This window comes from Arthrobacter sp. NPDC058288, assembly GCF_042880995.1.
Classification (GTDB): Bacteria; Actinomycetota; Actinomycetes; order Actinomycetales; family Micrococcaceae; genus Arthrobacter.
On sequence record NZ_JBHVYH010000012.1, the window covers coordinates 13,751 to 39,825 of the forward strand.

Genomic DNA, 26,075 nt, shown 5'->3' on the forward strand with positions numbered 1-26,075 from the left:
ATGGAAGGCCAGCAGCGCGATTGTGGACTACTGAGCCCTCGCCCCGCCGTCCCGGTCACGTTCCGACAGGAGCTGCCGCAGTTCCCGGAGGATTTCCAACTGCTGGTTGTTGATGGCCGTGAGCTTCTGGATTTCGTCTTCCGCCTGCAAATCGGTGTCGTAATCGTGCTGGGCCATGGCGGCCGCGATCGCATCCTGCCGCTTGGCGGCAATGAGCAGGATGGCACCTTGCAGGCCGGCCAGCATGGACAGGAACAAGTTCAGCAGGATGTAGGGGTAGGGATCCCAGGCTCTGTCGGCAAGGGCCAACGAATTTACGAGTGCCCACACCACCATGGACAGGATGAAGAGTCCCACGAACGGCCAGCTGCCCATGCCGTTGCGCAGGACGTCGGCGGCGCGCTGTCCCCTGCTCAGCCCCGCCTTGTGCTCGGCGTGCCACGTGTTCTTGTGCTCGGTCATGTGCCCAGCGTAGGCGCTGGAGCACGCGCGGCCGGGGCTCCTAGGCCACCAGGTTGTCCGCGGCGGTGTCCATGTGTTCGCGGATGGTCTTGCGGGCCAGGGAGGCGTCCCCGGTTTCGATGGCGGCCACGATGTCGTGGTGCCGGTCCACACTCATGTTCGAGACACCCTTTTCCAGCCCGGCAAACATGATGGACATCCGGATGGAGCCCTCCAGCGATTCCCACGAATGGAGCAGCGTCTCGTTGCCGGTCAGGCGGCACAGGGTGCGGTGGAACTCGAGGTCTGACTCGATCCGCTCTTCCAGGGTGCCCTTGGTGGCGGCTTCCATGGCGCCGATGGCCTCGCGTAGCGAACCGATCACATGCTGGCGGTCCGGCAGCTCACACAGCGTGCGGGCAGCCAGCGATTCCAGCGCCGCCCGCACGGAATAGATGTCCCGGATTTCCTTGGCATCTAGGTGCCGGACGGAGAGGCGGCCCCGCGGGCCCGCTGACAGCAGGCCTTCTTGCTCAAGCTGCCGCAACGCCTCCCGCAGGGTCCCCCGGCTGATCTGGAGCATGTCCGAGAGTTCGGTTTCCACCAAGTGCCGGCCGGGTTCCAGCTCACCGCTGGTGATGGCGGTGCGCAGCGCGGAGAGGGCCTGCTCGCGGAGGCTTTTCTTCTGCAGTCCCAGCAGGGGTGCTGTTGCTCCGGCCATTGTGGCACTTCCTCAATGTCAGGGGTCGACTGTTTACAGTCGGTTGGTTAACTGTTGATGTTACGGCAGAAGCGCGGAGCGGTGTTGTAACCGGGTCCGCGCTTCCGCCGGTCGTTCCGGCTAGCCCAGCTCCGCGAGCACTTTCGCCACGATCCGCTGTACCGAGAGGCCGTAGCGCTCGTGCAGGGTGGGCAAAGCGCCGGCATCGAGGAACTCGTCCGGCAGTGCCACGGGCACCACCCGCTTGCCCAGTCCCGCTGTGACGACGGCGGACGCGACTGTTTCGAACAGCCCGCCGATCACGCTGTGGTTTTCCAGTGTCACTGCGAGACGGTCGGTGTTGATCTCGGCGAGGACGGTCGCGGCGTCGAACGGTTTGATGGTGGGCGTGTGCACGACGGCGACGTCCACGTTGTGTTCGGCCAGTGCCTTCGCCGCCTGCAGCGCCCGCATGGTCATCAGCCCGCTGGAGATAAATACGACGTCGTTCCCGCCGCGCAGTACCTTCGCCTTGCCGAGCTCGAACGTGTAGCCGTATTCGTCCAGCACGGTGGGCACGTTGCCGCGCAGCAGCCGCAGGTATGTGGGGCCCTCGCTGGCCGCGAGCTGGGGCACGGCCTGTTCGATGTCGATCGAGTCGCAGGGGTCCACGATGGTCAGGTTGGGCATGCCGCGGAAGATGGCCATGTCCTCGGTGGCCTGGTGGCTGGGGCCGTAGCCCGTGGTCAGGCCCGGGAGGCCGCCCACGATATTGACGTTCAGGTTGGGCTCGGCGCTGTCCAGGCAGAGGAAGTCGTAGGCCCGGCGGGCGGCGAACACGGAGTAGGTGGACGCGAAGGGGACCAAACCTGTCTCGGCGAGCCCTGCTGCGGCACCGAAGAGCAACTGCTCGGCCATGCCCATCTGGAAGAACCGTTCCGGGAAGGCCTGCGCGAAGATGTGCATGTCAGTGTATTTGCCCAGGTCGGCGGTGAGGCCGACGATCTTGTCGTTCTCCTGCGCGGCCTTCACCAGTGCATGTCCGAACGGGGCGGAGGCGGTCTTCTGGCCGGGGTCGGCGAAGGACGCGATCATGGCAGAGGTCTTTAGCTTCGGGGCGGTGCCCTTTACGGCGGCTACTGTGCTCATCGTCCGATGGTCCCTTCGAATCCTGCGGTCAGTTGTTCGCGGCATTGCTGCCATTCGTGTTCCTCGATGCGCATGAAGTGCGCCTTTTCGCGCTCCTCCAGCAGCGGAACACCGCGGCCCACCTTTGTGTCGCACAGGATCACGGAAGGACGCCCGACGGCGGCCGCCTGGGCGGCTGCGTTGTCGAACGCCGCCAGCAGCGCACCGACGTCGTTCCCGTCCACCCGCTGGGTGAACCAGCCGAAGGATTCCCATTTCTCGGTGACGGGTTCCGTGCGGAGCACGGTGTCCGTCTTCCCGTCCGCCTGGAGGGCATTGATGTCCACCATGGCGGTTAGGTTGCCGAGCTGGTGGTGGTGCGCGCCCATGGCGGCTTCCCAGGTGGAGCCTTCGTCCAGTTCTCCGTCGGAAAGGAAGTTGTAGATCCTCGCCCCGGAGCCCTGGTACCTCAGCCCCAGTGCCATGCCGACGGCGATGGTGAGGCCGTGACCCAGCGAACCTCCGGAGATTTCCATTCCCGGTGTGTAGGTGGACATCCCGGACATCGGCAACCGGGAATCGTCCGAGCCGTAGGTCTCAAGTTCCTCCACCGGGACGATCCCAGCTTCGGCCAGGGCTGCGTAGTGTCCGATCGCGTAGTGCCCGGTGGAGAGCAGGAAGCGGTCCCGCGCCTCCCATTCCGGATCCTCGGGCCGGAAGCGAAGCTGGTCGGAGTACACCGCGGCCAGCATGTCCGCCGCGCCGAGCGCCTGGCCCACATAGCCCTGGCCCTGGACCTCCCCCATGTTCAGGGCGTGGTGCCGGATGCGGTAGGCGGCAGCGCTGACGCTGGCGATGCGTTCGGTGGTGGGGGTCGTGGTTTCCGGGGTGGCAGTCATGTGAGCTTCTCCTGCGGTGGTGGTCATCAGGCGTCTACTGACTGCGGGGTGCTTTTGGTGGCCTCGTCCGCCAGCTGGCGCTCACGCTTTCCCCAGGTTTCGCGGGTGGCGACGGCGGCCCACAGGCCGATGGCGGCGTAGGTGCCGAAGAGCAATGCCGGCCCCATCCAGCCGAAGCTGACGAACAGGAGCGTGGTGATGAAGGGGGTGAAGCCGGAGACCATCGCGGAGATCTGGTAGGCCAGCGAGGCGCCGGAGGCGCGGGTTTTGGCCTGGAAGAGCTCCGGGAACCAGGCACCCTGGGCGCCGGCCAGTGAGTTCTGGCATACAGCGTAGGAGATAACCAGGGTGGCGATGACGAAGATGAAGAGGCCGGTATTGACCAGCAGGAACATCGGCACGGCGAACAGCACGGCGAAGGCACAGGACCAGATGTACAGCGGGCGGCGTCCGATCCTGTCCGTCAGCCGGGCCCAAGCCTGCGTGGCGAAGATGCCGATTGCGGACGCGATGCACAGGGCTACCAGCGTCTGGGTCTTGTCGGCCAGGTGCTGGCTGTTGAGGTAGGAAATCATGTAGGTGATGGAGACGGCATAGCCGGCGGTCTCGGCGATGCGCAGGCCGATGCCCTTGACGATGTTGCGCCAGTCGGTCTTGAGGACCTCGACGATGGGGGACTTCACGATGGCCCCGCTGTCCTTGACCTCGTCAAAGACGGGGGATTCGGGGACCTTGGAGCGGATGATCAGGCCGACGACCACCAGGACGATGCTGGCGAGGAAGGGAATGCGCCAGGCGAGTTCGCCGCCGAGGTTCACGCTGACGAGGAACACCAGGTTGGCGAGCAGCAGGCCCACCGGGAAGCCGGCCTGGACGATGCCGGTGTATTTGCCCTTGGCTTTCCAGGGCGCGTGCTCGTAGCTCATCAGGATGGCACCGCCCCATTCAGCGCCGAAGGCGAGGCCCTGGACGATGCGGACGAAGACCAGCAGGGCGGGGGCCAGTAGGCCCACCTGGCTGTAGGTGGGGAGCAAGCCGATCAAGAACGTGGCAACGCCCATGAGGATCAGCGAAGCCACCAGGACGGGCTTGCGGCCGAGCTTGTCGCCCAGGTGGCCGCCGATGATACCGCCGATGGGGCGTGCCGCGAACCCGACGCCGAGGGTGGCGAAAGCGGCCAGTGTGCCGGTCACGGGATCGCCGGTGGGGAAGAACGCCGTTCCGAAGTACAGGGCGGCGGCGGTGCCGAACCCGATGAAGTCGTAGGTCTCGATAACGGCGCCGACGCCGGAACCGATGGCGACGCGCTTAGCGTCCTTGGTGCCATGCACGTGGCCGCGCATTTTCAGAGCCTCATTGCTCATTCCTGAATCCCTTTCGAAGAGCGGGCAACGTTTCCGCATCGCCGCTGTCGACTGTTAACAAATGATATGCCAGTGTGACCCCGGTCATGCTGCAATGTCAACAGTCAATGTTGGAAGTTGACTGTCAACAATAAAAGCACCTACAGTGATTCACATCACCCCGCTCGTTCAGAGGATCAATGAAGATGTTCAACGCCCGACTCGGCTGCTCGTCCATCAGCTTCCGCCACCAGGACCTGGGCACGGCCCTGCGGACCATCGGCGGCCTGGGCTTCGAAGAAATCGACCTCGGCGCCCTCCCCGGCGTCTGCGACCACGTCCCGTATGAACTGGATGCGGACGCCGTCGCGGCTGTCGGCGCGGAGGTTGCGGCCTCCGGGCTGAGGGTCCGTTCGGTCAACGGGGACATCGGGGACCTCAACGCAGTGCTCGACGCCGGCGGCAGAGCCGCCCGCGAACGGCACTTGGAGGCGTTGCTCACCCTTACGGCCAACACCGGCGCGAAGGCGCTGGTGCTTCCGTGCGGCGCCCTGGGCCACGAACCGGTCCGGAGTGTTGACGAGGACCTGGACACCATCGCTGCCCAGCTCATCCATGCCGGACAGCGTGCCGCTGAATTCGGCGTCGAACTCTGGACCGAATCCCTGCACTTCCTGAGGTTCTGCTGGAACCTGGAGCGCGCCGAACTGCTGGCGCACCGGCTTGCCGGCTCCGGCGTCGGAATCGTCATGGACTTCAGCCACATCGTCGCCGCCGGCGAGGACCCGCTGGAATACCTCGAACGCCATAACGGCCGGATCTCCCACGTGCATATCAGGGATGCCGTGCCGGGCAATATCAACCTGAGCATCGGAAACGGCCAGGCGGACTTCGACGGCGGGCTGCGCTCGCTCGCGGCGCACGGCTACACCGGCCACTTCTCGCTGGAACTGGAAACCCGGGACGTCACCCACGACGAACGCCCGGCGGCCGCCGCAAAGGCAGCCAGCTTCATCTCGGACCTCATCTGACCATCAAACACACAACACCCACCATTCAAGGAGCATCATGAACACCATCCAGCGCACCGCCGTCCTCACCGGGGCCACCTCGGACCGCGGCATCGGCATCACCACCGCACGCCGCTACGCCAGCCAGGGCTGGGCGGTGGTGATCCTGGACCTCGACGGCGAGAAGTCCGCCAAGGTCGCCGCCGAAATCGGCAACGAGTTCAACGTCCCCGCCTTCGGCCACGAAATTGACGTCGCCAATGAGGGCTCCGTCAACGCCGCCTATGCAGCCGTCGCAGCAGAAGTCAGCAGAGGCAACCTTCCCCCGGTGGGCGCCCTGGCCAACATCGCCGGCATCACCTCCCCGGTCCCGTTCCTGGAGACCACCCTGGAACTCTGGCACAAGGTGATGGACGTCAACGCCACCGGAACGTACCTGGTCACCAAGGCCTTCCTGCCGGACATGATCGCCGGCGGCTGGGGCCGGATCGTGAACATGTCCTCCGTCTCCGCCCAGCGCGGCGGCGGAGTCTTCGGCAAGGTTCCCTACTCCGCCGCCAAAGCCGCCATCCTGGGCTTCACCAAGGCACTCGCCCGCGAAATAGGCGCTACCGGGGTGACCGTCAACGCCATCACCCCGGGTGCCGTGGACACCAATATCCGCGTGGGCAGCACCGAGGAGCAGGAGGCCGCCATCAACGCCGGCATCCCGCTGGGCCGCAACGCCACCACCGAGGAAATCGCCGCCGTCATCACGTTCCTGTCCTCCGAGGAATCCGCGTACCTCACCGGAACCACCATCGACATCAACGGCGGAAGCCACATCCACTAGCAGTCGCGCCATTTAGAAGACCGAGCGCAGCCTGGAGAGCCCATCATGACCCGAATTTTCAACGATCCGTCCGACTTCGCCGAGGAAGCCCTCGCCGGTTTCTGCGATGTCCACGCCGACCTGGTCCGCCAGATTCCCGGTGGGGCCGTGCGCCGCCACCGCCCCGCCAAGCCCAAGGTGGCCGTCCTCGCCGGCGGGGGCTCCGGCCACTACCCGGCCTTCGCCGGCCTGATCGGCACCGGACTGGCCGACGGCGCCGTGGTGGGCAACATCTTCACCTCGCCGTCCGCGCAGCAGGCCTACGCCGTGGCGAAGGCAGCGGACTCCGGCGCCGGTGTGGTGTTCACCTACGGCAACTATGCCGGGGACGTGCTGAACTTCGGGATGGCCAGTGAACGGCTCGCCGCAGAGGGAATCCAGGTGGAAAACGTCCTGGTGACGGACGACGTTGCCAGCGCCCCGCCGTCGGAAGCGGAGAAACGCCGCGGCATCGCGGGTGACTTCACGGTCTTCAAGATCATGGGTGCGGCGGCCGAAGCAGGTGCGGACCTGGCCGACGTCGTGCGTCTTGGCCGGAAGGCCAACAGCCTGACCCGCACCATCGGCAGCGCCTTCCATGGCTGCACCTTTCCCGGCGCCGAGGCTCCGCTGTTTACCCTCGAGGACCGTCAGATGGGCCTGGGCCTGGGCATCCACGGCGAACCCGGCCTGTTCGACACCGAGCTGCCGCCCGCCAAGGAGCTGGGCCAGGAACTCGTCTCCCGGCTGCTGGCCGAGACCCCGCCTGCCGCGGGCGACCGCATCGCCGTCATCCTCAACGGCCTGGGTTCCACCAAGCATGAGGAGCTGTTTGTCCTCTGGCTCACCGTTGCCCCGCTGCTCCGTGCCGCCGGCTACACGCTGGTCATGCCGGAGGTGGGCGAACTGGTCACCAGCCTGGACATGTCCGGGGTTTCGCTGACTATCACCTGGCTGGACGAGGAACTCGAGCCGCTGTGGACCGCCCCGGCTGAAACGCCGGCCTACCGGCGGGGCAACGCGGCACTGCAGTCCGGTGACCGGATGGCGGAGGAAGCGTCCGACGGCGCCGCCGCACCTGATGCCTTCGAGGCCACCGAAGAGTCGCGCGGCTACGCGGCCAGCTGCCTGGCGGCGCTCGCTGCCGCCCGTGATTCGCTCCACCGGGCAGAAGCGCGGCTCGGTGACATGGACGCCGTCGCAGGCGACGGAGACCACGGCCGGGGGATGGTCCGCGGCATCGATGCCGCCGTGGCCGCGGCCGAGGAGGCCGCTGCGCGCGGAGCAGGAGCGGGTGCGGTCCTTGCCGCCGCCGGTGACGCCTGGGCCGACAGGGCCGGCGGAACCTCCGGCGTGCTGTGGGGTGCCGGCCTGCGGTCCTTCGGCGAAGCCCTCGGCAACCGCCTGGCCCCGGGACCTTCGGAGCTGGCCGCGGCTGTCGCGGCGTTCTCGGCACGGATTACCGGCCTCGGCAAAGCGGACATCGGAGATAAGACCATGGTGGACGCCCTGCTGCCCTTCACCGAGACGTTCAGCCGGCTGGTGGCCGATGGCGGCAGCCAGGCGGCTGCATCGACCGAAGCGGCATGGGCCGAAGCTGCCGCGGTGTCCACTGGAGCAGCGGAGGCCACCGCCTCCCTGCGTCCGCTGAAGGGCCGCGCCCGGCCGCTTGCCGAAAAGAGCGTTGGTACGGCGGACCCCGGTGCCACGTCCCTGGCCATGATCTTCACCGTCATGGGAGCGCACCTCGCAGCGCCGGTTCCATCCCGCCAGCCCGCTGGAACACGATCATGACCGTGGAAGGACCCGCCATGGGTATTCGACTCATCCTGGGCGCCGACGAAGCCGGCGTGGATTACAAGGACCGGATCATGGAGGACCTGCGGAAGGATCCCCGGGTCAGCGAAATCATCGACATCGGCGTCAACCGCAGTGACGCTCCCGAGCAATTCACCACCCCCTACCCGTATGTGGGGATTGCCGCCGGGGAAATGATCAGGGACGGCCTGGCGGACCGGGCCATCCTTTTCTGCGGTACGGGCATTGGCGTAGCCATCGCCGCGAACAAGGTGGAAGGAATCCGGGCAGCTACGGCCCATGATTCCTTCTCGGTGGAACGCTCGGTGCTGTCCAACGACTGCCAGGTGCTCACCATGGGCCAGCGCGTGGTGGGTGTGGAGCTTGCCCGCAGGCTGGCCCGGGAGTGGCTGGGCTACACCTTCGATCCCGCGTCCGCCTCTGCGGGCAAGGTCAAAGTACTGACCGACTTCGAAGGCTGCTGACGCGGGGTCGGGCTACTCGACGTTCACCTTCACGCGCTGCACCACGTTGTTCCCCATGCCCTGGTAGTTCCAGACCTGTTCCAGCGGCTGCGTTGATCCCGTGGCGTCGGTGGCGCGGCAGGCGAGTTCATGCTCGCCCCGGTCCGCCACCCACGGCAGCGTCCATTCGCACCAGGCAAACGGCCCCGCCGGGTGGCCCAGGTGCGCGGTCACCCATTTCCCGTCAATCCCCACCTCCACGCGGACCACGGAGCCTTCGCCGGACCAGGCCCGGCCCTGGAGCATCACCGGACCGGCCGACAGGACCCTGCTGCGTGTGAAGAAGTCCGGGATACCCGGCGGAATCATCAGCGAACGCACCTTGATCCGCGAGACCGGAGTGCCGGCGTCGTCCGCGTCCTTCTGGTAGCGGTACGCCACCGACTGCTGGAATCCCTCGAACGGGTGGGTCAGCACCTGGATGGACTCGAGCCACTTCACGCTGGCCATGCCGTACCAGCCAGGGACCACAAGCCGCAGCGGGTAGCCGTGTTGCGGCGGCAGTTCCCGCCCGTTCATCTCATAGGCCAGCACGACGTCGGGGCGCAGGGCCTCCTTGATGGGCAGGCTGCGCGCATACGTCTGCCGGACCCCGCCCTGGATGCCGGCGTCGGCGCCGGTGAACACCACTTCGACGGCGTCTTCGTCCACGCCGGCCTGGGCCAGCAGGTACGCCAGCGGAACACCGGTCCACTCCGCGGTTCCTACGCCCTCGAGCCGCCACGGCTGGCTCAGCGGCCGCGGGTGCAGCAGCGAACGGCCGTTGCCGGCGCACTCCAGCGTCACCGGAATGCTGATGGTCGGGTCCCGCCGGAGCGCCCGGAGGCTGATTTCGACGGCCCGCTGCACGGCACCGCCGATCCTCAGATGCCAGGAATCCGCGTCGATGAACGGGATGTCGAAGTGCGTCAGCACGTAGTGCAGCCCCGGCGGCGTGGTGTCCTCCCGCAAGGCCTCCAGCGGCATCGAATGGTTCCTGACGGCAAGCTGCAGTTCCTCTGCGGTGAGCGGGCCGTGGGTGGGTTCTCCTGCGTGCGCCGCGGGCTTCAGGGACTGACGGCGACGGGAAATCTGCTTCGTCATGGCACTGGTCTACGCCGACGCCGCCGGTGCGTCAAGGGCGGGCCCACGCAGCAATGCCGGGCTCCCCGACCGGGGAGCCCGGCATTCGCGAATGCCTTCGAGCCTGCTAGCGGTTGACGACGGCGGGTGAGCCGGCGGCAACGTACTCCGCGTTGGTAGCCGGAACCAGGCCGGCCGGTGAATCGTAGTAGAGGGCAGTGCTGTTGGTTAGCTTCACAAAACTGCTGCCTGGAATAAGGGTGCTCGTTTGCGGCGTGGGCATCCCGTAGCCCTGCCACTGCGCAAAGTCCAGGTGGCTGCCCTTATAGGTGCTTCCCACCAGGTAGATGGCACCACTCCATGAATTCTTCACGAAACGGCCCGTTCCGATGTCGGAGAATGTCCGTTTCGCCGAGGGGATGGCCATCCATTCGGCGTAGGTGAGTTCGTGGACGTTGCCGGACGGGGATTTGAGGAAGATCGTGGGCAGGTTGCTGTATTTTGTGGCGGCGGAACCGCCGACGAATCCGGCGATCCCCGGAGTGGGATAACCGGCGGCACTCCAGGCAGCGAAACTCAGGGCGGACACTTTGGCGTCGTATTCGGCCTGCCCGGCTGCTGTTGCCTCGACCTTGTAGATGGTGGGCTCCCACGAATACTTCACGTACCGCACCGGCAGGCTGACAGCGGGTGATCCGGCGCTGGTCCACTGTGCCTGCGACGCCGTGGTTTCCCCGGCCGGGCTGAAGTAGTACAGGGCGGAGTCATTGAACTTGCCGAAGAAATACGTTCCGGCCAGGAGCTTGTAGCTCACCGGAGCGGGCTGGCCGTAGGCAGTCCAGTCGGCGTAGCTCAGGGCCTTGCCCTTGTTGGTGCTGTCCACGGCGTAGATGGTGGTGCTCCAGCTGTTCTTGACAAAGCTGACGGCGGGCAGCGTGGCGTACGCGGGGAATCCCAGGTCCGAGTACTCGCTCCAGGTCAACGACTTGAAGGAGCCGTCGGGACGTTTGCCATAAATGCTCGGTGAATCGACGTGTTTGAAGTAGGAGGAATAGGGGCTCTTGCCCCGGATCGTGATGGTGGCTGCGCTGCTCGTGATGGAGTCTATGGTGATCGTGGTGCCTGCGGCAGTGGTGAACCTGCCCCCTTGCCACGCCAGGTTCGGGTGGTACCAGCCGTCATAGGGTTTCGTGTTGGGCATGAGGATCATTGACGCTGCCGGATCGGACGGATCGGCCTTCAGGATCTGCACGCCCTGGTTGCCTGACACCGCAGTGATGGTGTCGTAACCCACAGGCATGCGAAGTTCCACGTAATAGACCTCGTTGCTGATGGGGTCGGTGAACTTCAGCGCACGGTTGTCACCGGTGCCGGCCCAGGGCGTCACTTTGAAGCTCTTGGCACCCAGGATGGTACCGGCATCGCGGATCTCATAGCCGTTGCCGAACGAGCCGAGGTCGTAGTGGTAGGAGTCGATCGTGGGAAGGGCGGCGCGGGTGGGACCCATGACGGACGTGTCATTGCCATAGGCACGTGACCAGCAGTTGCCGTTGTCCAACCGGCCGAACGATGCCGTCGAGTCGGAACTTCCGTCGGAGCACTGGATGCTGTTGGCGTGATCCAGGCCGAAGACATGGCCGAACTCGTGGGTCATGACAGTATTCGTGTAGGTCCCCGGGTAGGGCATTAGGACGCGCCCGCTGGTGGCTCCGCCGGACCAGCCGGCGCCAAGGTTTCCGCCCTGGCCGTAAACCACCACGTCGTTTCTGGGCATGAAGATCACCAGGCTGGTGTTGGCGGTTTCGTTCCAGCCAAGTTCCTTGGTGACCCGATCCAGGATGTCGTCGAAGTTCCAGTCCGAGCGTGCGCTGGTCTTGAACCCTTTGACGACGTCAACAATGGACAGCGACAGCCGGCCGCCGGACATTCCATTCCAGTAACTGCTGGCTGCGCCGATCGAGTTTTTAGCGGCGTCCACGTTGATGGCGTCGGTTTCCGCGGTGGTCTTATCCGCGGTCTGGATGGTGACGAGCGATACCTTGACGTTGCCGGCGCGGGGGAGCCATTCCGTGGTGAGGGATCCGGACGAGCCCCCCGAAGGCGCTGTCCGGATGAAGTCGACGGGCGCTGGCGGCGGCGACGGCGGTGCATCTATGGCCTGTGCCGGGGCAACGGCTACGAGGCTTCCCGGGACCAGCAAAGTCAGTAAAGTCAGAGCCCGCAGAACCGCGGAAGTTGTAAAGCGCATTGGATCCCCAAAAAGTGCGTGCTGTAGCAACATGCCCCGACCGAATGGCGGGTGAGCAAAGCCTAAACCGTTATTGGGGTTTTGAGAATAACAACAGCCACTTTAATGAACTCAAACAACATGGTTAACATGCTGCGGGCGGGCGCTAGAGGTGATGCGCCTCCTCGAGGAAGTCCGCGAGCCCCTGGGCTTCCCTGCCCGTAAGGCCGTGAACGTCCGACGTCGGGCCTGCCAGTTCGCCGTTGGCTATGGCCGTGTACGTGCTCACCCAGGCGTCCAGCTGCCAGGCGGGTGCGCCGTAGGACGCACGGGAGGCATAGGCCTCCTCGACGGTTTCATTGTGGTAGCTGACGGTCCGCCCGGTGCCAGCGGTGATAAGCTCCGCTGCCCGCTGCAGGGAAATGTCCTCCGGCCCCGTCAGGTCATAGGTGCGGCCGACGTGTACCGCCGGGTCGCCCAGCACCGCCGCGGCGCACCGGGCGATGTCCGCGCGGCTCACGGCAGCCATGACGCCGTCGCCCGCCGGGCCGCGGATGACGCCGTCCTCTCCGGTGAGTAGCGGCAGGAAGTCGAGGTAGAAGTTGTCCCGCAGGAGCGTGTACTTCATCCCGGAGGCCTTGATCCGCTCCTCGGTGGCGTAATGATCCCTGCCCAGCGTGAACGTGCAGTCCGGGGATGCCCCGAAGAAGGATGTGTACACCACATGCTCAACCCCGGCCGCGGCCGCCGCGTCAACGAACGCGAAATGCGTCTGGAGCCTGTCCTCAGCCTCCGCGGCGGACACCATGAACAGCGTTTTCACGCCTGCCAGGGAGGTTTTCGCCAGCACCGGATCGGCATACGTCGAGACCACCGGCACCGCGCCCGGAAGACCAGGCGCCCGTGCGGCATCGCGGACCAGCAGCCGCTGCGGCAGCCCGGCTTCGGCGAGGATCCTGGCGACGAGTCCGCCGAGCTGTCCGGTGGATCCGGTGACCGCCAGATCGGGAAGGTTCCCGGCCGGCGGCGGAGCCGTCCCTGTGCCCCCGGCACTTTCCGCGGCCGCCACGGCTACGCCTCCCGGGACGCGGGCGACTTGGTCTGGGCCGGGTCCCGTTCGGCCAGGGACCCGATGGCGTCGTCGATCTTGTCCATAATGGCCTGGTCCAGTTTGACGCCGGCGGCTGCCACGTTGCCGGCAATCTGCTCGGGACGGGACGCGCCCATGATTGCCGAGGCCACATTCTTGTTCTGCAGCACCCACGCGATGCTCAGCTGGGCCATGGTCAGCCCGGCCTCCTCCGCGATCGGTTTGAGCTGCTGAACTCCGCTCAGGACCTCGTCGGACATCCAGCGTTCGATCATCCGGGCGCCGCCCTTGGTGTCCGTGGCGCGGCTTCCCTCCGGGGCCGGTTTCCCCGGCCGGTACTTGCCGCTCAACACGCCCTGGGCCATGGGGGACCAGACGATCTGGGACAGGCCCAGCTCTTCGGATGTAGGCACCACTTCGGCTTCGATGACCCGCCACAGCATGGAGTACTGAGGCTGGTTGGAGATCAGCTGGAAGCCGAGGTCCTTGGCGAGGGCGTGGCCGTCCCTGATCTGGTCGGCCGTCCATTCGCTGACGCCGATGTACAGTGCCTTGCCCTGCCGGACAATGTCCGCGAACGCCTGCATGGTCTCTTCCAGCGGCGTCTCGAAGTCATAGCGGTGGGCCTGGTAAAGGTCCACGTAGTCGGTCTGGAGGCGCGTCAGGGAACCGTTGATGGACTCCATGATGTGTTTGCGCGACAGTCCCACATCGTTGTGGCCCTTTGGTCCGGTGGGGCCGAACACCTTCGTGAAGATCTCCAGGGACTCACGGCGCTCGTCCTTCAACGCCTCGCCCAGTACTTTCTCCGCCGCCGTGTTGGCGTAGACGTCGGCGGTGTCGAACGTGCTGATTCCCGCGTCCAGCGCAGCCCGCACGCACTGGGTGGCCACATCGTTCTCCACCTGGGAGCCGTGGGTGAGCCAGTTGCCGAAAGTGATTTCGGAGATCTTGAAGCCGCTGTTGCCGAGGTATCTGAATTCCATGGTTTTCACCGTAGCCCACTTGGTTGCTCAGGGTAAGGGCTTTCCGCCAGCTACCTTCGCCGGAGCTCCGCGTACTCCAGGGAGGGGACCACGGCGCCGGCGTCCCGCTCCACGAAGTTGGTTCCCGGGGGCACGAGCTCGTCAATGGCATCCAGCACGGATTCGTCCAGCACCGTGTCCGCGGCCTTCAGGTAGGCGTGCAGGTGCTCCTCACTCCGCGGTCCAACGATGACGCTGCTGACAGCCGGGTGGTTCAGGGCAAAGCCGACTGCCAGGTCCACCAGCGGAAGCTCCAGCTTGTCCGCCAGCCTGGCCAGGGAATCCGCGGCGTGCAGCTTGCGCTCGCTCGCCGGACCGGAAATGTCGTACCGCCCGGGAAGCGAGTGGACGCGTATGGGCGGCTTGCCGGCATCCAGGACAAAGCTCCCGGACAACCAGCCGCCGGCCAGCGGACCGTAGGCCAGCACGCCGAGCCCGTACTGTTGGGCGATCGGCAGGACATCGCGCTCGGTGCCCCGGACCAGCATGGAATAGGGAACCTGGTTGGCGACGGGCGGGATGAGGTGGTTGGTGGTTGCCAGCCATTGGGCCTCCACCAGCTGCGCCGGGGTGAACACTGACGTTCCGTAGTAGAGGATCTTGCCTTGGCGGATGAGGTCGTTCAGTGCCGTGATGGTTTCCAGGACGTCGGTGTTGTAGTCAGGACGGTGCGCCTGGTACAGGTCGATCCGGTCCGTCTGCAGGCGGCGGAGGCTGCCCTCCACCGCTTGCATGATCCAGCGCCTCGAGTTGCCGGAATGGGCCGGGTTGGCGCTCATCTGGCCGTGGAATTTGGTGGCAATGAAGACGTCGTCGCGGCGCCCCTTCAGGGCACGGCCCACCACCTGTTCGCTTTGCCCCCGCGAGTAGACGTCCGCCGTGTCCACGGCAGTGATCCCGGCGTCCAGGGCAGCGTTGATGATGCGGATGCTTTCGTCGGCGCCCGTGGGAGCATAGCCGGGCGCGGTTCCGCCGACGCCCGCCGCTGCGCCCTCGCCGAAGTTCATGGTCCCCAAAGTGAGCGGGCTGATCAATGTGCCGCTGCGCCCGAATACCCGTAGCTGGTTGAGGCTCATTCCCGGTTTCCTCACGCTTGACTCCCACGGCCCATTGCTGTGGATCGTCACGAGGCTACACAAAATCGGCCGGGCAAAGGCCCCTGGCGAAGCACTTCTTAGTCTTGCGTAGTCCGGGGTAACGCAGCGGACATCAATGACGAATTGTGAATTAGCCGGCGCGTCGGTGCTCAGCCGGCGGGATGCCCTTGAGCGCGCCGGGATGGCCGGCCAGGGAAACCAGTGAGCCGGTGTCCAGCATGGCCATTCGTCCCGGTGCCGGCGGTTTCTCGAAGGAGCGCGGGATGGCCTTGACGGTGGCGTGCTGATCCGTGGCGGACTCCACCAGGGGAGCGACCGCCCTGACGTCTTCCACCGGAACATCCGGGCTGGGGAGATCACGCACAGTGACCTTCACCTCGGGCGGTGCCGAGGCCTGGGCCCGTGCTGCAGCGCGGGCGTCTGCCCGGGCGACGGCCGCAGCCCAGTCTCCGGCCAGGGCGGGAGTCTCCCGGCGGGGAGTGCTGGTGGCCGTCGGGCGTTCCTTCGCGCTGCGCAGTTTCGTTTTAAGTGCGGTGGGCCCAAGGGCTGCCTTCAGGCTGAACGCCCGGCGCGGCACGCGGCCGGCGCTTTTCGCAGGGGACCTGGCGGGGCGGCGGCCGAACAACGCCATGACAGTGACACCCACCAGCCGGCCCAGCCCTGCAATCAGCAAGGTGGCCACAAAGACCAGGAAGAGACCAATGAACATGACGAAGGCCACACCAAGGGTGCCGAAAAAGGTCAGGTTCAGGGCAATGGTGGTGGGATCTTCCATTTACCTCTCCTCACGGCCTGCAGCGCCTGTGTACGGCAGTAACTACCCGCCGATAAGCACCCCCTTAACAATACGGACTTTTGCGGGGCAACACGCCCGGATCGAAGGCCGCCACGGGGTTGTGTCGAAGCTGTTATCGGATATGACACAGCCCGGTCCGGTCTGTTCCGGGCATATAGTCGGAGGCAATCAATGGACGCCCCCAGCCATCTGAAAGGACTATCCGTGCCCCACCCCGGAAACTGCCCCTGCCTGTCCGGTGAGCAGTACGCGGACTGCTGCGGCCGGTTCCACCGCGGCGACGCCGAGGCCCCCACGGCGGAACAGCTGATGCGCTCCCGGTACAGCGCCTTCTCCATGCAGGATGCCGACTACCTGCTCCGTACCTGGCATCCGGATACCAGGCCTGCGGAACTCGAACTGGATCCGGCCATGGAATGGCGCCGGCTGGACATTGTTTCCACAGTCCGCGGCGGACCGCTTGATTCGGAAGGGACCGTTGAGTTCGCGGCCCACTTCCGGCACGACGGCGAGCGGGGAGTCCACCACGAAACCAGCCGGTTCCTGCGCGTGGACCGCCGCTGGTACTACGTTGACGAGGCTACTCCTTAGCGGTCCGCGTCAGCTTCAACCGGAGTGAATCCGGCCCGGTCCACCTTGCGGTGGAACCGCATGCCGGCCATGCCGCCCACCACGGCCCCGATCAGCGCAACCACGGCCACCACGACGGCGGCGGTGATTCCAGTGGTGGTCAGCTGACCTTCATTGACCGGGATCCGCGGGAAGCTGTTCAGGTTGGCCAGGATATTGAACCGCTCGCCGGCGATCATGGCCAGCAGCGCAACGAGGATTGCGAAGATCACGGCCCAGACCCACACCATGAACCCCTGCTTGGCGCCGTTGAAGCGGGCCATGCGGCCGGCCACGTAGCCGCCACAGTAGTAGGCCACAAAGAGGATGACCAGGAGCACGATGATCCCCACCAGGCCCACGGTCTGGTCGGCCGAGGCCTGGTTCACGGCCTCGTTGACGTCCGTGCTGGTGGCGAGCCCCACTGCGGTCCCGGCCGCTGCGACGAGGGCCGTCAGCAAAACGGCCGTTCCCGTTGCCGCCAGCCAGCCAAAGAAGGCCGAACCTATCTTGATCCCGCCGAACTGCTCCTTCTCGCGGGCAACCACGGTCTCGCGGGTGGCGGCATTCGGGTCGGCAACCACAGCGGATTCGGCTGTAACAGGCACCGCGTAGGCGCGGGTGTCGGCGTCGAGGCCCGTGCCGGCGTCGTAATTGCCGCTGGTACGCGGAGCGTCAGCGTAGCTGCGGCGGCCTTCCAGCCTGTCTTCCACTCCGTTCCGGTCTGCCCGGGTGGCGTCGATGCCGTCCGTCCGGTCGACACGGGCACGGCGCGGCTGTCTGTCTTCGGATCCTGCTGTGCTGCTCATCAGGCGTTCTCGCTTTCATCGATTGGACCGGGTCCACTGATTGGGCCGGCCACCGCTATGCGGAGACGTGCATGGTGCTCTCATCACCACCTAACCACGGCATGCCGGCGGTAGCAAGGATGCTTAGTATTTCGGGTGGGGCGGAAAATAGCGTGAATCAGCGGTATTTGCGGTGCAGGTTCTCCTTCAGGGATTGTCGCGGGGACGCGTCGGCGATCCATGGACCGGTGCCTTCGGACTGGTCCAGGACTCCTGCTTCCAGCCAGGTGTAGTCGCCGGCGAGAACCCTCTCCGTGAGCGCGCGGTCGGCGTCGTCCGTATTCCGCCAGAGCTGGTCGAAGTATTCGTCAACGCGGACCCGCGCCTGTTCGCAATAGGCTTCGGCGAGTTCATAGGCAGTGGCGGCCTGCTCGGGTGCGGTGTGGAGCATGCCTTCAGCCCGCGAACAGCAGGCCGCCATGGCGAACAGCTCGGCGCCGATGTCCACGATCCGACCCAGGAACGCCTGCTTGTGCTCCAGCTTGGCCTGCCAGCGGCCCATCCCGTAAAACGTCTGGCGGGCCAGCCGCCGCGAGGACCGCTCCACGAAGCGGAGCTGCTTGGCCAGCCGGCCGAACTCCGTGTAGGACCGCGGGTCCATCCCGGCACCGGCCACCAGCTTGGGCAGCCACTTCGCGTAGAAACCAGAAGCGCCGACGGCGGCCCTCGCCTTGTCGGACAGGCTGGCATCCGCGGAGGCAAGGTCCCCGGCGGCGGCGAGGTGCGCATCCACCGCCTCGCGGGCAATCAGGAGCCTCATGATTTCCGAGGACCCCTCGAAGATGCGGTTGATCCGGAGGTCGCGGAGCTGCTGTTCGGCCGGTACGGCGCGTTCCCCGCGCGCCTCCAGCGAATCCGCCGTTTCGAAGCCGCGGCCGCCACGGATCTGGACCAGCTCGTCAGCTATGCGGCAGCTGATCTCGGTGGACCAGAGCTTGGCCAGGGCGGCCTCGATCCGGACGTCCTTCTGGCCGGCGTCGGCCATTTCGGCGGACAGTTCAAACACGGCGTCCAGGGCGAAGGCGCTGGCCGCGATGAAGGCGATCTTCTTGCCCACCGCTTCATGCTTGCCGACGGGCCGGCCCCACTGGGTGCGTGCGTTGGACCATTCGCGGGCGATCTTCAGGCTCCAGCGACCGGACGCCACACAGAGGGCGGGAATGGACAACCTTCCCGTGTTGAGGGTGGTGAGGGCGATCTTCAGGCCCTGGCCTTCCCGCCCGAGCCGGTTGGCCGCGGGCACCCGCACCTGGTGGAAACGCGTCACCCCGTTTTCGATGCCCCGCAATCCCATAAAGGCATTGCGGTTTTCCACCGTAATGCCGGGGGAGTCCATTTCCACCACGAAGGCGCTGATGCCGCCCTTGTGGACGGTGCCGTCGGAATCCCTGTGCTCAGGGACCAGGGCCATCACCACCACCAGTTCGGCGATCACGCCGTTGGTGGTCCATAGTTTGACGCCGTCCAGAACGTAGGCGTCGCCGTCGTCCGTGGGAACTGCGGTGCTGCCCATCCGGGCGGGGTCGCTCCCTACATCGGGCTCCGTCAGCAGGAATGCCGTGATGGCGCCTGCGGCGCAGCGGGGGAGGTATTCCTGCTTCTGCTCCGCAGTGCCGAACACCTTGACGGGCTCAGGGACGCCGATGGACTGGTGTGCGGAGAGCAGCGCCCCGAGGCTGGGGTGCACCGAGCCGAGCAGGGCCAGCGCGCGGCCGTAGTACACAAGGGAGAGGCCCAGGCCGCCATATTCGCGCGGGATCTTCATGCCGAAGACGCCCAGCCCTGCCAGGCCCGCGATGTATTCGTCCGGGATTTTCGCGTTACGCTCGATCACCCGGCCGGACATGGTCCTGGAGTAGGCGGTGAGTCGGCTCATGAACTCTTCGCCGCGTTCCACGTCCTCGGCCCTGGCTTCGGGCCAAGGGTGGATCAGGGAGAGATCGAAGCTTCCAAGGTACAAGCCCTTGGCGAAGCTGGGCCGGTCCCAGGAGGTTTCGCGGGCGGCCTCGGTGATGGCCCGGGCATCGGCTTCGGTGGCTTCCGGCCCGATCTTGTCGGGTGCTACGGGAACATCGGCGGCGGGACTGTCAGTGGCAGAGCTCACGGGGCATCTCCTCTAACCGGGGTGGCCGGCTCGAGCCCTGGGTCCGCCTCGGGTGGAGAACCCTTCAGCTGTCCCTCAATGCTACCCGCGGGTAGGTTCCCGTGCTAGGGGCGGGCTGGCCCTGAAAATCCCCGGGGAGCTCCACGGCGGAGGCATGGTGCACCATCCGGTCCCACAGGTGGTTGATGCCGTGGACCAATCCCACGAGGGTGCCGGCAACAATGAACCAGGCCAACCGGCCCACGCCCACGAGCACCATGGCCAGGAATCCGGCCGTCATCATGAAGCCCACGATCAGCATTCCAAACGCCAGCGTTCCGATGAACACGAACGTGCCTGTTTCAACTGCACTGAGATCGAATTGCATGGTTCCCCCTGCGTCATTGCCTGGATGGATCAACTGGATGGATCAAGTAGCACGAGCGTAGGGTGCGGGCGGCGCCGTCAGCCAGACTCAGGGCACCGTGGCGGAGGGGTTGATACGGGATCGAAATGCTACCGGTGCGTAGGTCACGGCGCGGTCACTGAAACCCCACCAGTAACACGCGTAACAGGCCGACAGTGCCTGGGAGCTGAAGGAAGGCGGTGCCGGACCTGCCGCCCGGGGCACTGCGTTAACCTTGTAGTTGGCAGTTTTCGGGTTTTCCGCTGCCCGACGAGTCCTGTGGCAGCTGAAGGAGAGTGCGTGTCCCGATCCGCCCCGTCCTCCGCGGACGCGATCAGCGCCCGGCTCCGGGACCTTGAGCTCCTCACCAAGGGACCTGCCTGGGCACTCACCCGGTCCGCGCCGTGGGTCATCGCAGTCCTGCAGGCCTCCTTCACCCGAACCCGTCCGCAGCTTCCGCTGGAAGAGTTCCATGCCGACGTCGACGCTTTCCTTGAGCAGCTCCGCCGGCAGGACCCTGGACTGGGCGGCATGGCCAACGGGAAGTCCTTCGGCGACGAATGGACCCGTAAGAGCTTCCTGACCCGCCGTAACCAGTCGGGGCAGATCGTCTACGAAGTCACCGAGCCCGCGGCCCGCGTCCTCGCGTTCCTGGACAGCCTCTCCAGCGAACGCTCCACCCTGAACGGTTCCCGGCTGGGGACGCTGCTGGGCGATGTCGAGAAACTTGCCAATGAGACCAACCCGGACCAGAGCGCCCGGCTGGAGTCCCTCGAAGACGAGATCGAGGAGCGGCAGCAGCTCATCCAGGACATCAGCTCCGGGGACTTCGACGGGTTGCTGGACGATGACGAAGCGGTGGAAGCCGCCGGAAACATCCTCGACCTCGCCGCCAGCCTGCCGGCGGACTACAAAAAGATGCGTGACCGGATCGAGGAACTGGTGGGCGAGCTCCGCAACCAGATCATCGAGGAATCCCTCAGCAAGGGCGCCACCATGGCGCAGGTTCTGGAGGCGGACAAGCGGCTCAGGCAGAGTCCTGAAGGCAGGACGTTCCGCTCGTTCACGGCATTCCTGGAGGACCCCCAGCAGCAGCTGCGGTTCCGTTCCGCGATCGGCGAGGTGCTCAGCCGCCAGTTCGCGGACGACCTCAGCCATGAGGACCGCGAAACACTCAAGAATCTGGTCGCTGAGCTGCGGACCCAGCACAGCCAGATCCAGCGGATCTACGGCAAGCTCAGCGAAAGCCTCAACACCTACGTCCAGAGCGACGATTTCCGCCAGTCCGTGCGTCTCCGGAAGGTGCTCCGCGAGGCTGAACAGGCCATCCGCTCGCTGCCCTACGAGCGGGAACGCCCCGGCCTGGTGCCCGGACCTGTGCTCTTTAACGCGGGTTTCGAATCCTTGTCGATGGTCAAGCTCTTCGACCCCGACGAGTTCGCCGCGCCGCCCAAGCTGGCCGACCCCATCGCCTTCAGCGACTCGGACCGCGTACGCTCGCCGCGCACCGGGAAGGCCAAGCCGGCAGCCATCCGCGCCGCGCTCGCCGGGGCGGCCACCCTGCCGGAGGCATGGGAGCAGCTTCCGCCGGAGGAACGCCACATCAATTCCATCCGGGCGCTGCTGTCCCACGCCCTGCACGACGGCGCCGGCTTCGACCGCGCCGGCTGGGACGCCATCGACTTCGAACAGATAGACGGCACCACCCGCAAGGCATTCCTGCCGGTGGTCACCCTCACAAAGGATTGACGATGACTGAAGAGATGACGACGACGGCGGATGCCGGCGTCGAGCCCGAAGTGCCGGTGGTCGAGCCCGTAGAGACCGCGGAAGCCCACCCCGCTCCCGAACACATCCACGGCGTCCCCTTCGCGGTCACGCCCAAGGACACCTTCGTCGACGGCGCAGCGCTGTTCCCGGGGGACACCGGCGTATTGCCGATGAAGGTCCGCCAGGCGCTGGTAAAGCTGCTGAAGGGCCCTTACGTCGACGGCGGCCGGGACGAGAAACTCTGGACTACACTGCTTGACAACCAGCTGATCCTGCGCAGCCGCCTGTCGGAGCTGTTCCTGACGCTGCAGCTTGACCACGAACGAAAGGTGGCAGTGCTGCGTCCGGTGGATCCCGATGCCATCGGCGGCAGCACCCGCTCCAGCATCCTGCGCCAGCAGCGTGCGCTTAGCCGGGTGGAAACCATCGTCCTGCTGCGACTACGGCTCCTGCTGGACCGCCACGTCACGGCCCAGACGGACCCCACCATCACGAGGGAAGAAATCGCCGAGCTGGTGGCCCACTACCAGCCGTCCGGCCAGCAGGATGCCCTGCGGGATTCCGACGTCGTCAACCGCGCCATCACCAAGCTCCTGGCCCGCCAACTCCTCCTCACCACCGGCCTCGAAGACGTCTACACCATCTCCAACGCCCTCCCGCTGGCCCTCCCCTTCGAAAACATCGGCGACATCCCCGCCCACATCGAGGCGCTGGTGGCGGCAACAGCAGACCCCGCAGGAACGGAGGCGCTGCTGGAACTGGACGGCGACCCGGTGGCTGAGCCTGTCGAAACCGATAACGAGGACACTGACGAAGCGGAGGACACCAAGTGAGCATCGCAACCATGCTGCCGATGGGCGAGCTCACCAACCCCGGCCAGATGCGGCTCGCGCTGGTGCAGGTGGTCAACTGGGGCACGTTCCACGGCGCCCACACGATGCACGTCGACCGCAACGGCACCCTGCTGACGGGCAACTCGGGCGTGGGCAAGTCCACGCTGTTTGACGCCATGCTGCGGGTGTTCGACGCCCGGCCGCGCTCCAACGAAGCCGCCGCGCAGCGCTCCGGTGCGGTGGAGGACAAGCGGACAACGTTCACGTACATGCGCGGCAAGGTGGGTGACAAGGCCGTTGGCGAGGGCTCGGCGAGCGCCTTCCAGCGCCCCGGCGCCACGTGGTCCGCCGTCGCCCTGACGTTCGATAACGCGGCCGGCACGAAGGTGACGGTATCGGCGCTTTTTGACCTGCCCAAGAACGGCACGGAGTCGAGTGTCGGCCGGTATTACCTGATCGACAACAAGCCGCTGGACCTTGCGGCGATCGAGGGGATCGCGGAGAAGCGCTTCACCAAGGCTGCGCTGGACACGATCTTCCCGGACGCTCAGGTCTTCGATGTGCACAAGGCGTTTGCCGAACGTTTCCGTCGCCTGCTGGGCATCAACTCGGACCAGGCACTGCCGCTGCTCCGCGTCATCCAGGCCGGCAAGGGCCTCGGCGGCAGCGTCAACACCTTCTTCCGGGACCAGGTGCTTGATGCGCCCGCCACGCTGGCCGCGGCCGACGACGTCGTCGAGGAATTCAGCAACCTGATGTCCATCAGGCAGCGGCTGGAGGACGTTCGGCAGCAGCGCGACCAGCTGGCTCCGGTGCCGGGCCTCAACAAGGAGTACGCGCAGTCCCTGCTGGATGCGAACCGCCTGCGGGAACTCGCCGGTGAAGAATTCGATGCCTACAAGCAGCAGTTGGCGGTCACGGTCCACGAAAAGGCCCTGGTCCGCTACAAGGAACTCGCGCAGGCCAAGGCCAGGGACCTTGCCGCAGAGCGCGCGGTCCGGGACGGCCTGGCCAAGGACCTGCGCCAGCTCGAGGCGGACTACAACAACCAGGGCGGCAACGCGATCTCGGCGATCGAGCAGTCGCTGGAGAATGCCCGGGTGGGGCTCAGGCTCCGCCAGCAGGTGGAGGAAGCCGCGCGGCAGGCGTTGGCCGATGCCGGCCTCGAGCTCGAGTGGACGGCCGAGGGCTTGGAACAGGCGCACACGCACGCCGCAGCCCGCTCGGCTGAACTGCAGGATGATTCCGAGGCGCTCAAAGAGCTGCGCTTCGAGGCGTTCGACGGCCACGCCACGAAGAAACGTGAGCTTGCGGCGGCCCAGCAGGAACTCGTCTCGCTGAAGACGCGCAAGTCCCTGCTCCCGCCGTCGAGCATTGAAAACCGGACCGCAATCGCGGCGGCAACCGGCGTGCCGGAGGAGCAGATGCCGTTCGGCGGCGAACTGATCGACGTCGCCGAGGGGCAGGAGCAATGGCGGCCCGCCGCCGAACGCGCCCTGCGGAACCTGGCCACCACGCTGCTGGTTCCCGGCGAGCACTTCGCCGCCGTCACCCGGTACCTCAACGACCACTCCGTCCGCGGAGCGCTCCGGGCGGTGGACGTGTCCAAGCCGCTCGCCGGCGGTGCCCTGGCCGTGGAGGACGCGGCCGACGGCGACCTGCTGGGCAAGCTGGACATCCTCACCACCGGGCCGGCGGCCGACGCCGGGCAGTGGATCCGCGAGCGGATCGCGGTCGACTTCGCCTACCCCTGCGTCGAGGACCCGGACGAACTGGCTGCCCTGGACAAGGGCCTAAGCCTGGGTGGCGTGGTCAAGCGCAACCGCCACACGGTGGAGAAGGACGACCGCTTCGCCAGCAGGCAGGACTACGTCCTCGGCTTCGACAACGCCTCGAAGCTGGAGTTGGTGGCCGCGCAGGTGGAGGACCTGCAGCAGGAACTGGCAAAGGCCGCCGAACTCGCGCAAAGCCGCGAAGAGTCGCACCAGGGGATGACCCGCCAGCTGGAGGCCCTGCGCCGGATCGCGGAGGACCACCGGCCGTGGGAGCAGGTTTCCGCGGCTGTGGCGGAGGACGAGCTGGGGAAGATCGAGCAGCGCCTCAAGGATGCGCTGGCCGCCCAGGCCGATCTGGAGCCGTTGCGGGCCAACATCGAGGCGGCCCGGCAGAAGCACCAGTCCAGCACCGAGACCGCCGCGGTCCTGCAGAGCGAATACAAGGCACTTGACCAGCAGCTCACCGCCGCGGATTCGCTGCTGGAAGCGGCGCGCAACCGCCTGCGCCAGGCGCCGCCGTCGGACGCCACCGTCGCCGCGCTGGAACTTTATTGTGCCGACTTCGGCGGCGTTGGCGACGTGAAGGAAATGCATGAGCTGGACAACCTGGCCAACCAGGTCCGGACCCGGCTCCTCGCCGAACTGCACGCTGCGGAGTCCCGCGGCCAGGCAACCTCGGAGCGCCTCACCCGTATCTTCGAAGGATTCGTCCGCGAATGGGGCACGGCGATCTCCGCGGACCACGGCACCTCGATCGGCGCCGCCGGGGAGTTCGAAGCCCGGTACCACGCGATTGTCAGCGACGGACTGCCGGCGCAGGAGGCCGAGTTCCGGCAGTTCTTCAACCAGCGCACGCACGAATCGTTCAGCACGCTGCTGCACCTGCTGGACGAGGAACGCCGGTCCATCACCAGCCGCATCCTGCCCCTGAACGGCATCCTGTCCGAGGTCAACTTCCACGAGGGCAGCTTCCTGGAACTCGACATCAAACAGACCCTGCCGCCCACCGCGAAGCAGTTCAAGGACGCCATCCAGAATGCGCTCAGGACGCGGCACACGCGGCCCTCGCGTGCTGCTGTTGGTCCCGCTTCGGGGGCCGAACCAGACGACGACGCCGAGCTCACCAGCCGCTACAAGTCGCTGGAAACGCTGGTGAAGCGGCTGGGTTCGCAGACGCCGGAGGACCGGCGCTGGCGCGCCGAGGTGCTGGACGTGCGGGGGCACCTGTTCATCCAGTGCAAGGAGCACCGCGAGGTAGGTGGAACGCCGTCACACGGAAAGGGCGGCGGGAAACGGACCGACGTGTTTATGCACGCGGACACCGGCTCCATGTCCGGCGGCGAGCGGCAGCGGTTCACGGCGTTCATCATGGCCGCGGCGCTGAGCTACCAGCTGGGCATCGCCGAGCAGGGCTTCACCACCTATGGCACCGTGATGATGGACGAAGCGTTCGTCCTGGCCTCGGAGGAATTCGCCGGAGCAGGTATCAAGGCGCTGCACGAATTCGGCTTCCAGCTGCTCCTTGCCGCGCCGGAGAACGTGATCGACCTGTCCCGGCACCTGGGCTCCGTCACGGAAATCCTGCGGGACAAGCGCACCAACCGCTCCGGCGTGCTCACAGCTCCGGTAATCGGGCCGCGGCCCGGTGCCGAGGGACAGTGGAGGTCCGAGGCGAACCCGGTGGACATCGTCCTGCGCTGACCCCGGCCGCCCATTAGGACGCTCTCTCACCTGGAGAGCTGAGGGAGCGTCCGTGGCTGAG

The 26,075-nt window shown here is 66.2% G+C and carries 22 protein-coding genes; 8 read left to right on the top strand and 14 right to left on the bottom strand.

Going from position 1 to position 26,075, the window contains the following annotated elements:
• Nucleotides 1-27: 27 nt before the first annotated feature.
• The 5 genes from ACFVWT_RS21650 to ACFVWT_RS21670 form a co-directional block, all read right to left on the bottom strand.
• Nucleotides 28-462, bottom strand: coding sequence for a DUF1003 domain-containing protein (locus ACFVWT_RS21650; RefSeq protein ID WP_390251552.1), 435 nt, complete (start codon nucleotides 460-462; stop codon nucleotides 28-30).
• 40 nt (nucleotides 463-502) lie between these two features.
• Nucleotides 503-1,162, bottom strand: a complete 660-nt coding sequence (locus ACFVWT_RS21655; protein ID WP_209741975.1) for a GntR family transcriptional regulator — start codon at nucleotides 1,160-1,162, stop codon at nucleotides 503-505.
• Nucleotides 1,163-1,282: 120 nt separating this feature from the next.
• The gene (locus ACFVWT_RS21660) at nucleotides 1,283-2,290 is read right to left on the bottom strand and encodes a transketolase family protein (protein ID WP_390251554.1); all 1,008 of its coding nucleotides are present in this window, start codon (nucleotides 2,288-2,290) and stop codon (nucleotides 1,283-1,285) included.
• Entirely contained in the window at nucleotides 2,287-3,168 is an 882-nt protein-coding gene (locus ACFVWT_RS21665) for a transketolase (protein ID WP_390251556.1), read from the bottom strand. The genes ACFVWT_RS21660 and ACFVWT_RS21665 overlap by 4 nt, the downstream gene beginning before the upstream one ends.
• Nucleotides 3,169-3,194: 26 nt before the next feature.
• On the bottom strand, nucleotides 3,195-4,532 hold the full coding sequence (locus tag ACFVWT_RS21670) for an MFS transporter (RefSeq protein WP_390251558.1): 1,338 nt from the start codon (nucleotides 4,530-4,532) through the stop codon (nucleotides 3,195-3,197).
• 185 nt (nucleotides 4,533-4,717) lie between these two features.
• Between ACFVWT_RS21670 and ACFVWT_RS21675 the strand changes: the two genes are divergently transcribed.
• Genes ACFVWT_RS21675 through ACFVWT_RS21690 form a run of 4 tightly spaced genes read left to right on the top strand, consistent with a single transcriptional unit; the run spans nucleotide 4,718 to nucleotide 8,653 of the window.
• A complete protein-coding gene (locus ACFVWT_RS21675; protein ID WP_390251626.1) occupies nucleotides 4,718-5,542 on the top strand; it encodes a sugar phosphate isomerase/epimerase family protein in 825 nt (274 codons plus the stop codon).
• Nucleotides 5,543-5,579: 37 nt separating this feature from the next.
• Nucleotides 5,580-6,353: an SDR family NAD(P)-dependent oxidoreductase gene (locus ACFVWT_RS21680; protein WP_390251560.1), complete on the top strand. Its 774-nt coding sequence runs from the start codon at nucleotides 5,580-5,582 to the stop codon at nucleotides 6,351-6,353.
• A 45-nt stretch (nucleotides 6,354-6,398) separates the two neighbouring features.
• A complete protein-coding gene (locus tag ACFVWT_RS21685; protein ID WP_390251562.1) occupies nucleotides 6,399-8,165 on the top strand; it encodes a dihydroxyacetone kinase family protein in 1,767 nt (588 codons plus the stop codon).
• Nucleotides 8,162-8,653 carry a ribose-5-phosphate isomerase gene (locus ACFVWT_RS21690; RefSeq protein WP_390251564.1) on the top strand — a complete coding sequence of 164 codons (492 nt, stop codon included), beginning with the start codon at nucleotides 8,162-8,164 and terminating at the stop codon, nucleotides 8,651-8,653. Before ACFVWT_RS21685 ends, ACFVWT_RS21690 begins: the two co-directional genes overlap by 4 nt.
• A 12-nt stretch (nucleotides 8,654-8,665) precedes the next feature.
• On the opposite strand, the gene ACFVWT_RS21695 is transcribed toward ACFVWT_RS21690, so the two are convergent.
• The 6 genes from ACFVWT_RS21695 to ACFVWT_RS21720 all read right to left on the bottom strand — a co-directional run bounded on the left by ACFVWT_RS21695 (nucleotide 8,666) and on the right by ACFVWT_RS21720 (nucleotide 15,968).
• Nucleotides 8,666-9,775 (bottom strand): sulfite oxidase, encoded by a 1,110-nt coding sequence (locus ACFVWT_RS21695; protein WP_390251565.1) that lies wholly within the window; start codon nucleotides 9,773-9,775, stop codon nucleotides 8,666-8,668.
• A gap of 106 nt (nucleotides 9,776-9,881) precedes the next feature.
• On the bottom strand, nucleotides 9,882-12,002 hold the full coding sequence (locus ACFVWT_RS21700) for a M12 family metallo-peptidase (RefSeq protein ID WP_390251567.1): 2,121 nt from the start codon (nucleotides 12,000-12,002) through the stop codon (nucleotides 9,882-9,884).
• A gap of 145 nt (nucleotides 12,003-12,147) precedes the next feature.
• Nucleotides 12,148-13,050, bottom strand: coding sequence for an SDR family oxidoreductase (locus tag ACFVWT_RS21705; protein ID WP_390251569.1), 903 nt, complete (start codon nucleotides 13,048-13,050; stop codon nucleotides 12,148-12,150).
• A gap of 2 nt (nucleotides 13,051-13,052) precedes the next feature.
• Complete coding sequence (locus tag ACFVWT_RS21710; protein WP_390251571.1) at nucleotides 13,053-14,057, bottom strand: aldo/keto reductase family protein; 1,005 nt, start codon at nucleotides 14,055-14,057, stop codon at nucleotides 13,053-13,055.
• Nucleotides 14,058-14,107: 50 nt separating this feature from the next.
• On the bottom strand, nucleotides 14,108-15,172 hold the full coding sequence (locus tag ACFVWT_RS21715) for an aldo/keto reductase (protein ID WP_390251573.1): 1,065 nt from the start codon (nucleotides 15,170-15,172) through the stop codon (nucleotides 14,108-14,110).
• A gap of 151 nt (nucleotides 15,173-15,323) precedes the next feature.
• Nucleotides 15,324-15,968 (bottom strand): hypothetical protein, encoded by a 645-nt coding sequence (locus ACFVWT_RS21720; protein WP_390251575.1) that lies wholly within the window; start codon nucleotides 15,966-15,968, stop codon nucleotides 15,324-15,326.
• 192 nt (nucleotides 15,969-16,160) lie between these two features.
• Between ACFVWT_RS21720 and ACFVWT_RS21725 the strand changes: the two genes are divergently transcribed.
• On the top strand, nucleotides 16,161-16,580 hold the full coding sequence (locus tag ACFVWT_RS21725; protein WP_390251577.1) for a YchJ family protein: 420 nt from the start codon (nucleotides 16,161-16,163) through the stop codon (nucleotides 16,578-16,580).
• Here ACFVWT_RS21725 and ACFVWT_RS21730 read toward each other — a convergent pair.
• The 3 genes from ACFVWT_RS21730 to ACFVWT_RS21740 form a co-directional block, all read right to left on the bottom strand.
• Complete coding sequence (locus ACFVWT_RS21730; protein WP_390251579.1) at nucleotides 16,577-17,407, bottom strand: hypothetical protein; 831 nt, start codon at nucleotides 17,405-17,407, stop codon at nucleotides 16,577-16,579. The genes ACFVWT_RS21725 and ACFVWT_RS21730 overlap by 4 nt on opposite strands.
• 157 nt (nucleotides 17,408-17,564) lie before the next feature.
• A complete protein-coding gene (locus tag ACFVWT_RS21735) occupies nucleotides 17,565-19,550 on the bottom strand; it encodes an acyl-CoA dehydrogenase family protein (RefSeq protein WP_390251581.1) in 1,986 nt (661 codons plus the stop codon).
• 64 nt (nucleotides 19,551-19,614) lie between these two features.
• On the bottom strand, nucleotides 19,615-19,917 hold the full coding sequence (locus tag ACFVWT_RS21740; protein ID WP_390251583.1) for a hypothetical protein: 303 nt from the start codon (nucleotides 19,915-19,917) through the stop codon (nucleotides 19,615-19,617).
• 318 nt (nucleotides 19,918-20,235) lie between these two features.
• Here ACFVWT_RS21740 and ACFVWT_RS21745 point away from each other — a divergent pair, with 318 nt between their 5' ends.
• Genes ACFVWT_RS21745 through ACFVWT_RS21755 form a run of 3 tightly spaced genes read left to right on the top strand, consistent with a single transcriptional unit; the run spans nucleotide 20,236 to nucleotide 26,014 of the window.
• A complete protein-coding gene (locus tag ACFVWT_RS21745) occupies nucleotides 20,236-21,684 on the top strand; it encodes a DUF3375 family protein (RefSeq protein WP_390251585.1) in 1,449 nt (482 codons plus the stop codon).
• Between the two features lie 2 nt (nucleotides 21,685-21,686).
• Nucleotides 21,687-22,538, top strand: a complete 852-nt coding sequence (locus ACFVWT_RS21750) for a DUF4194 domain-containing protein (protein WP_390251587.1) — start codon at nucleotides 21,687-21,689, stop codon at nucleotides 22,536-22,538.
• Nucleotides 22,535-26,014, top strand: a complete 3,480-nt coding sequence (locus ACFVWT_RS21755) for an ATP-binding protein (RefSeq protein ID WP_390251589.1) — start codon at nucleotides 22,535-22,537, stop codon at nucleotides 26,012-26,014. The genes ACFVWT_RS21750 and ACFVWT_RS21755 overlap by 4 nt, the downstream gene beginning before the upstream one ends.
• Nucleotides 26,015-26,075: the final 61 nt, after the last annotated feature.

What these genes read in the sequence shown, in the direction of transcription:
- ACFVWT_RS21650 (WP_390251552.1), bottom strand. Translation starts at nt 462, where the DNA reads ATGACCGAGCACAAGAACACGTGGCACGCCGAGCACAAGGCGGGGCTG.
- ACFVWT_RS21655 (WP_209741975.1), bottom strand. Translation starts at nt 1,162, where the DNA reads ATGGCCGGAGCAACAGCACCCCTGCTGGGACTGCAGAAGAAAAGCCTC.
- ACFVWT_RS21660 (WP_390251554.1), bottom strand. Translation starts at nt 2,290, where the DNA reads ATGAGCACAGTAGCCGCCGTAAAGGGCACCGCCCCGAAGCTAAAGACC.
- ACFVWT_RS21665 (WP_390251556.1), bottom strand. Translation starts at nt 3,168, where the DNA reads ATGACTGCCACCCCGGAAACCACGACCCCCACCACCGAACGCATCGCC.
- ACFVWT_RS21670 (WP_390251558.1), bottom strand. Translation starts at nt 4,532, where the DNA reads ATGAGCAATGAGGCTCTGAAAATGCGCGGCCACGTGCATGGCACCAAG.
- ACFVWT_RS21675 (WP_390251626.1), top strand. Translation starts at nt 4,718, where the DNA reads ATGTTCAACGCCCGACTCGGCTGCTCGTCCATCAGCTTCCGCCACCAG.
- ACFVWT_RS21680 (WP_390251560.1), top strand. Translation starts at nt 5,580, where the DNA reads ATGAACACCATCCAGCGCACCGCCGTCCTCACCGGGGCCACCTCGGAC.
- ACFVWT_RS21685 (WP_390251562.1), top strand. Translation starts at nt 6,399, where the DNA reads ATGACCCGAATTTTCAACGATCCGTCCGACTTCGCCGAGGAAGCCCTC.
- ACFVWT_RS21690 (WP_390251564.1), top strand. Translation starts at nt 8,162, where the DNA reads ATGACCGTGGAAGGACCCGCCATGGGTATTCGACTCATCCTGGGCGCC.
- ACFVWT_RS21695 (WP_390251565.1), bottom strand. Translation starts at nt 9,775, where the DNA reads ATGACGAAGCAGATTTCCCGTCGCCGTCAGTCCCTGAAGCCCGCGGCG.
- ACFVWT_RS21700 (WP_390251567.1), bottom strand. Translation starts at nt 12,002, where the DNA reads ATGCGCTTTACAACTTCCGCGGTTCTGCGGGCTCTGACTTTACTGACT.
- ACFVWT_RS21710 (WP_390251571.1), bottom strand. Translation starts at nt 14,057, where the DNA reads ATGGAATTCAGATACCTCGGCAACAGCGGCTTCAAGATCTCCGAAATC.
- ACFVWT_RS21715 (WP_390251573.1), bottom strand. Translation starts at nt 15,172, where the DNA reads ATGAGCCTCAACCAGCTACGGGTATTCGGGCGCAGCGGCACATTGATC.
- ACFVWT_RS21720 (WP_390251575.1), bottom strand. Translation starts at nt 15,968, where the DNA reads ATGGAAGATCCCACCACCATTGCCCTGAACCTGACCTTTTTCGGCACC.
- ACFVWT_RS21725 (WP_390251577.1), top strand. Translation starts at nt 16,161, where the DNA reads ATGGACGCCCCCAGCCATCTGAAAGGACTATCCGTGCCCCACCCCGGA.
- ACFVWT_RS21730 (WP_390251579.1), bottom strand. Translation starts at nt 17,407, where the DNA reads ATGAGCAGCACAGCAGGATCCGAAGACAGACAGCCGCGCCGTGCCCGT.
- ACFVWT_RS21740 (WP_390251583.1), bottom strand. Translation starts at nt 19,917, where the DNA reads ATGCAATTCGATCTCAGTGCAGTTGAAACAGGCACGTTCGTGTTCATC.
- ACFVWT_RS21750 (WP_390251587.1), top strand. Translation starts at nt 21,687, where the DNA reads ATGACTGAAGAGATGACGACGACGGCGGATGCCGGCGTCGAGCCCGAA.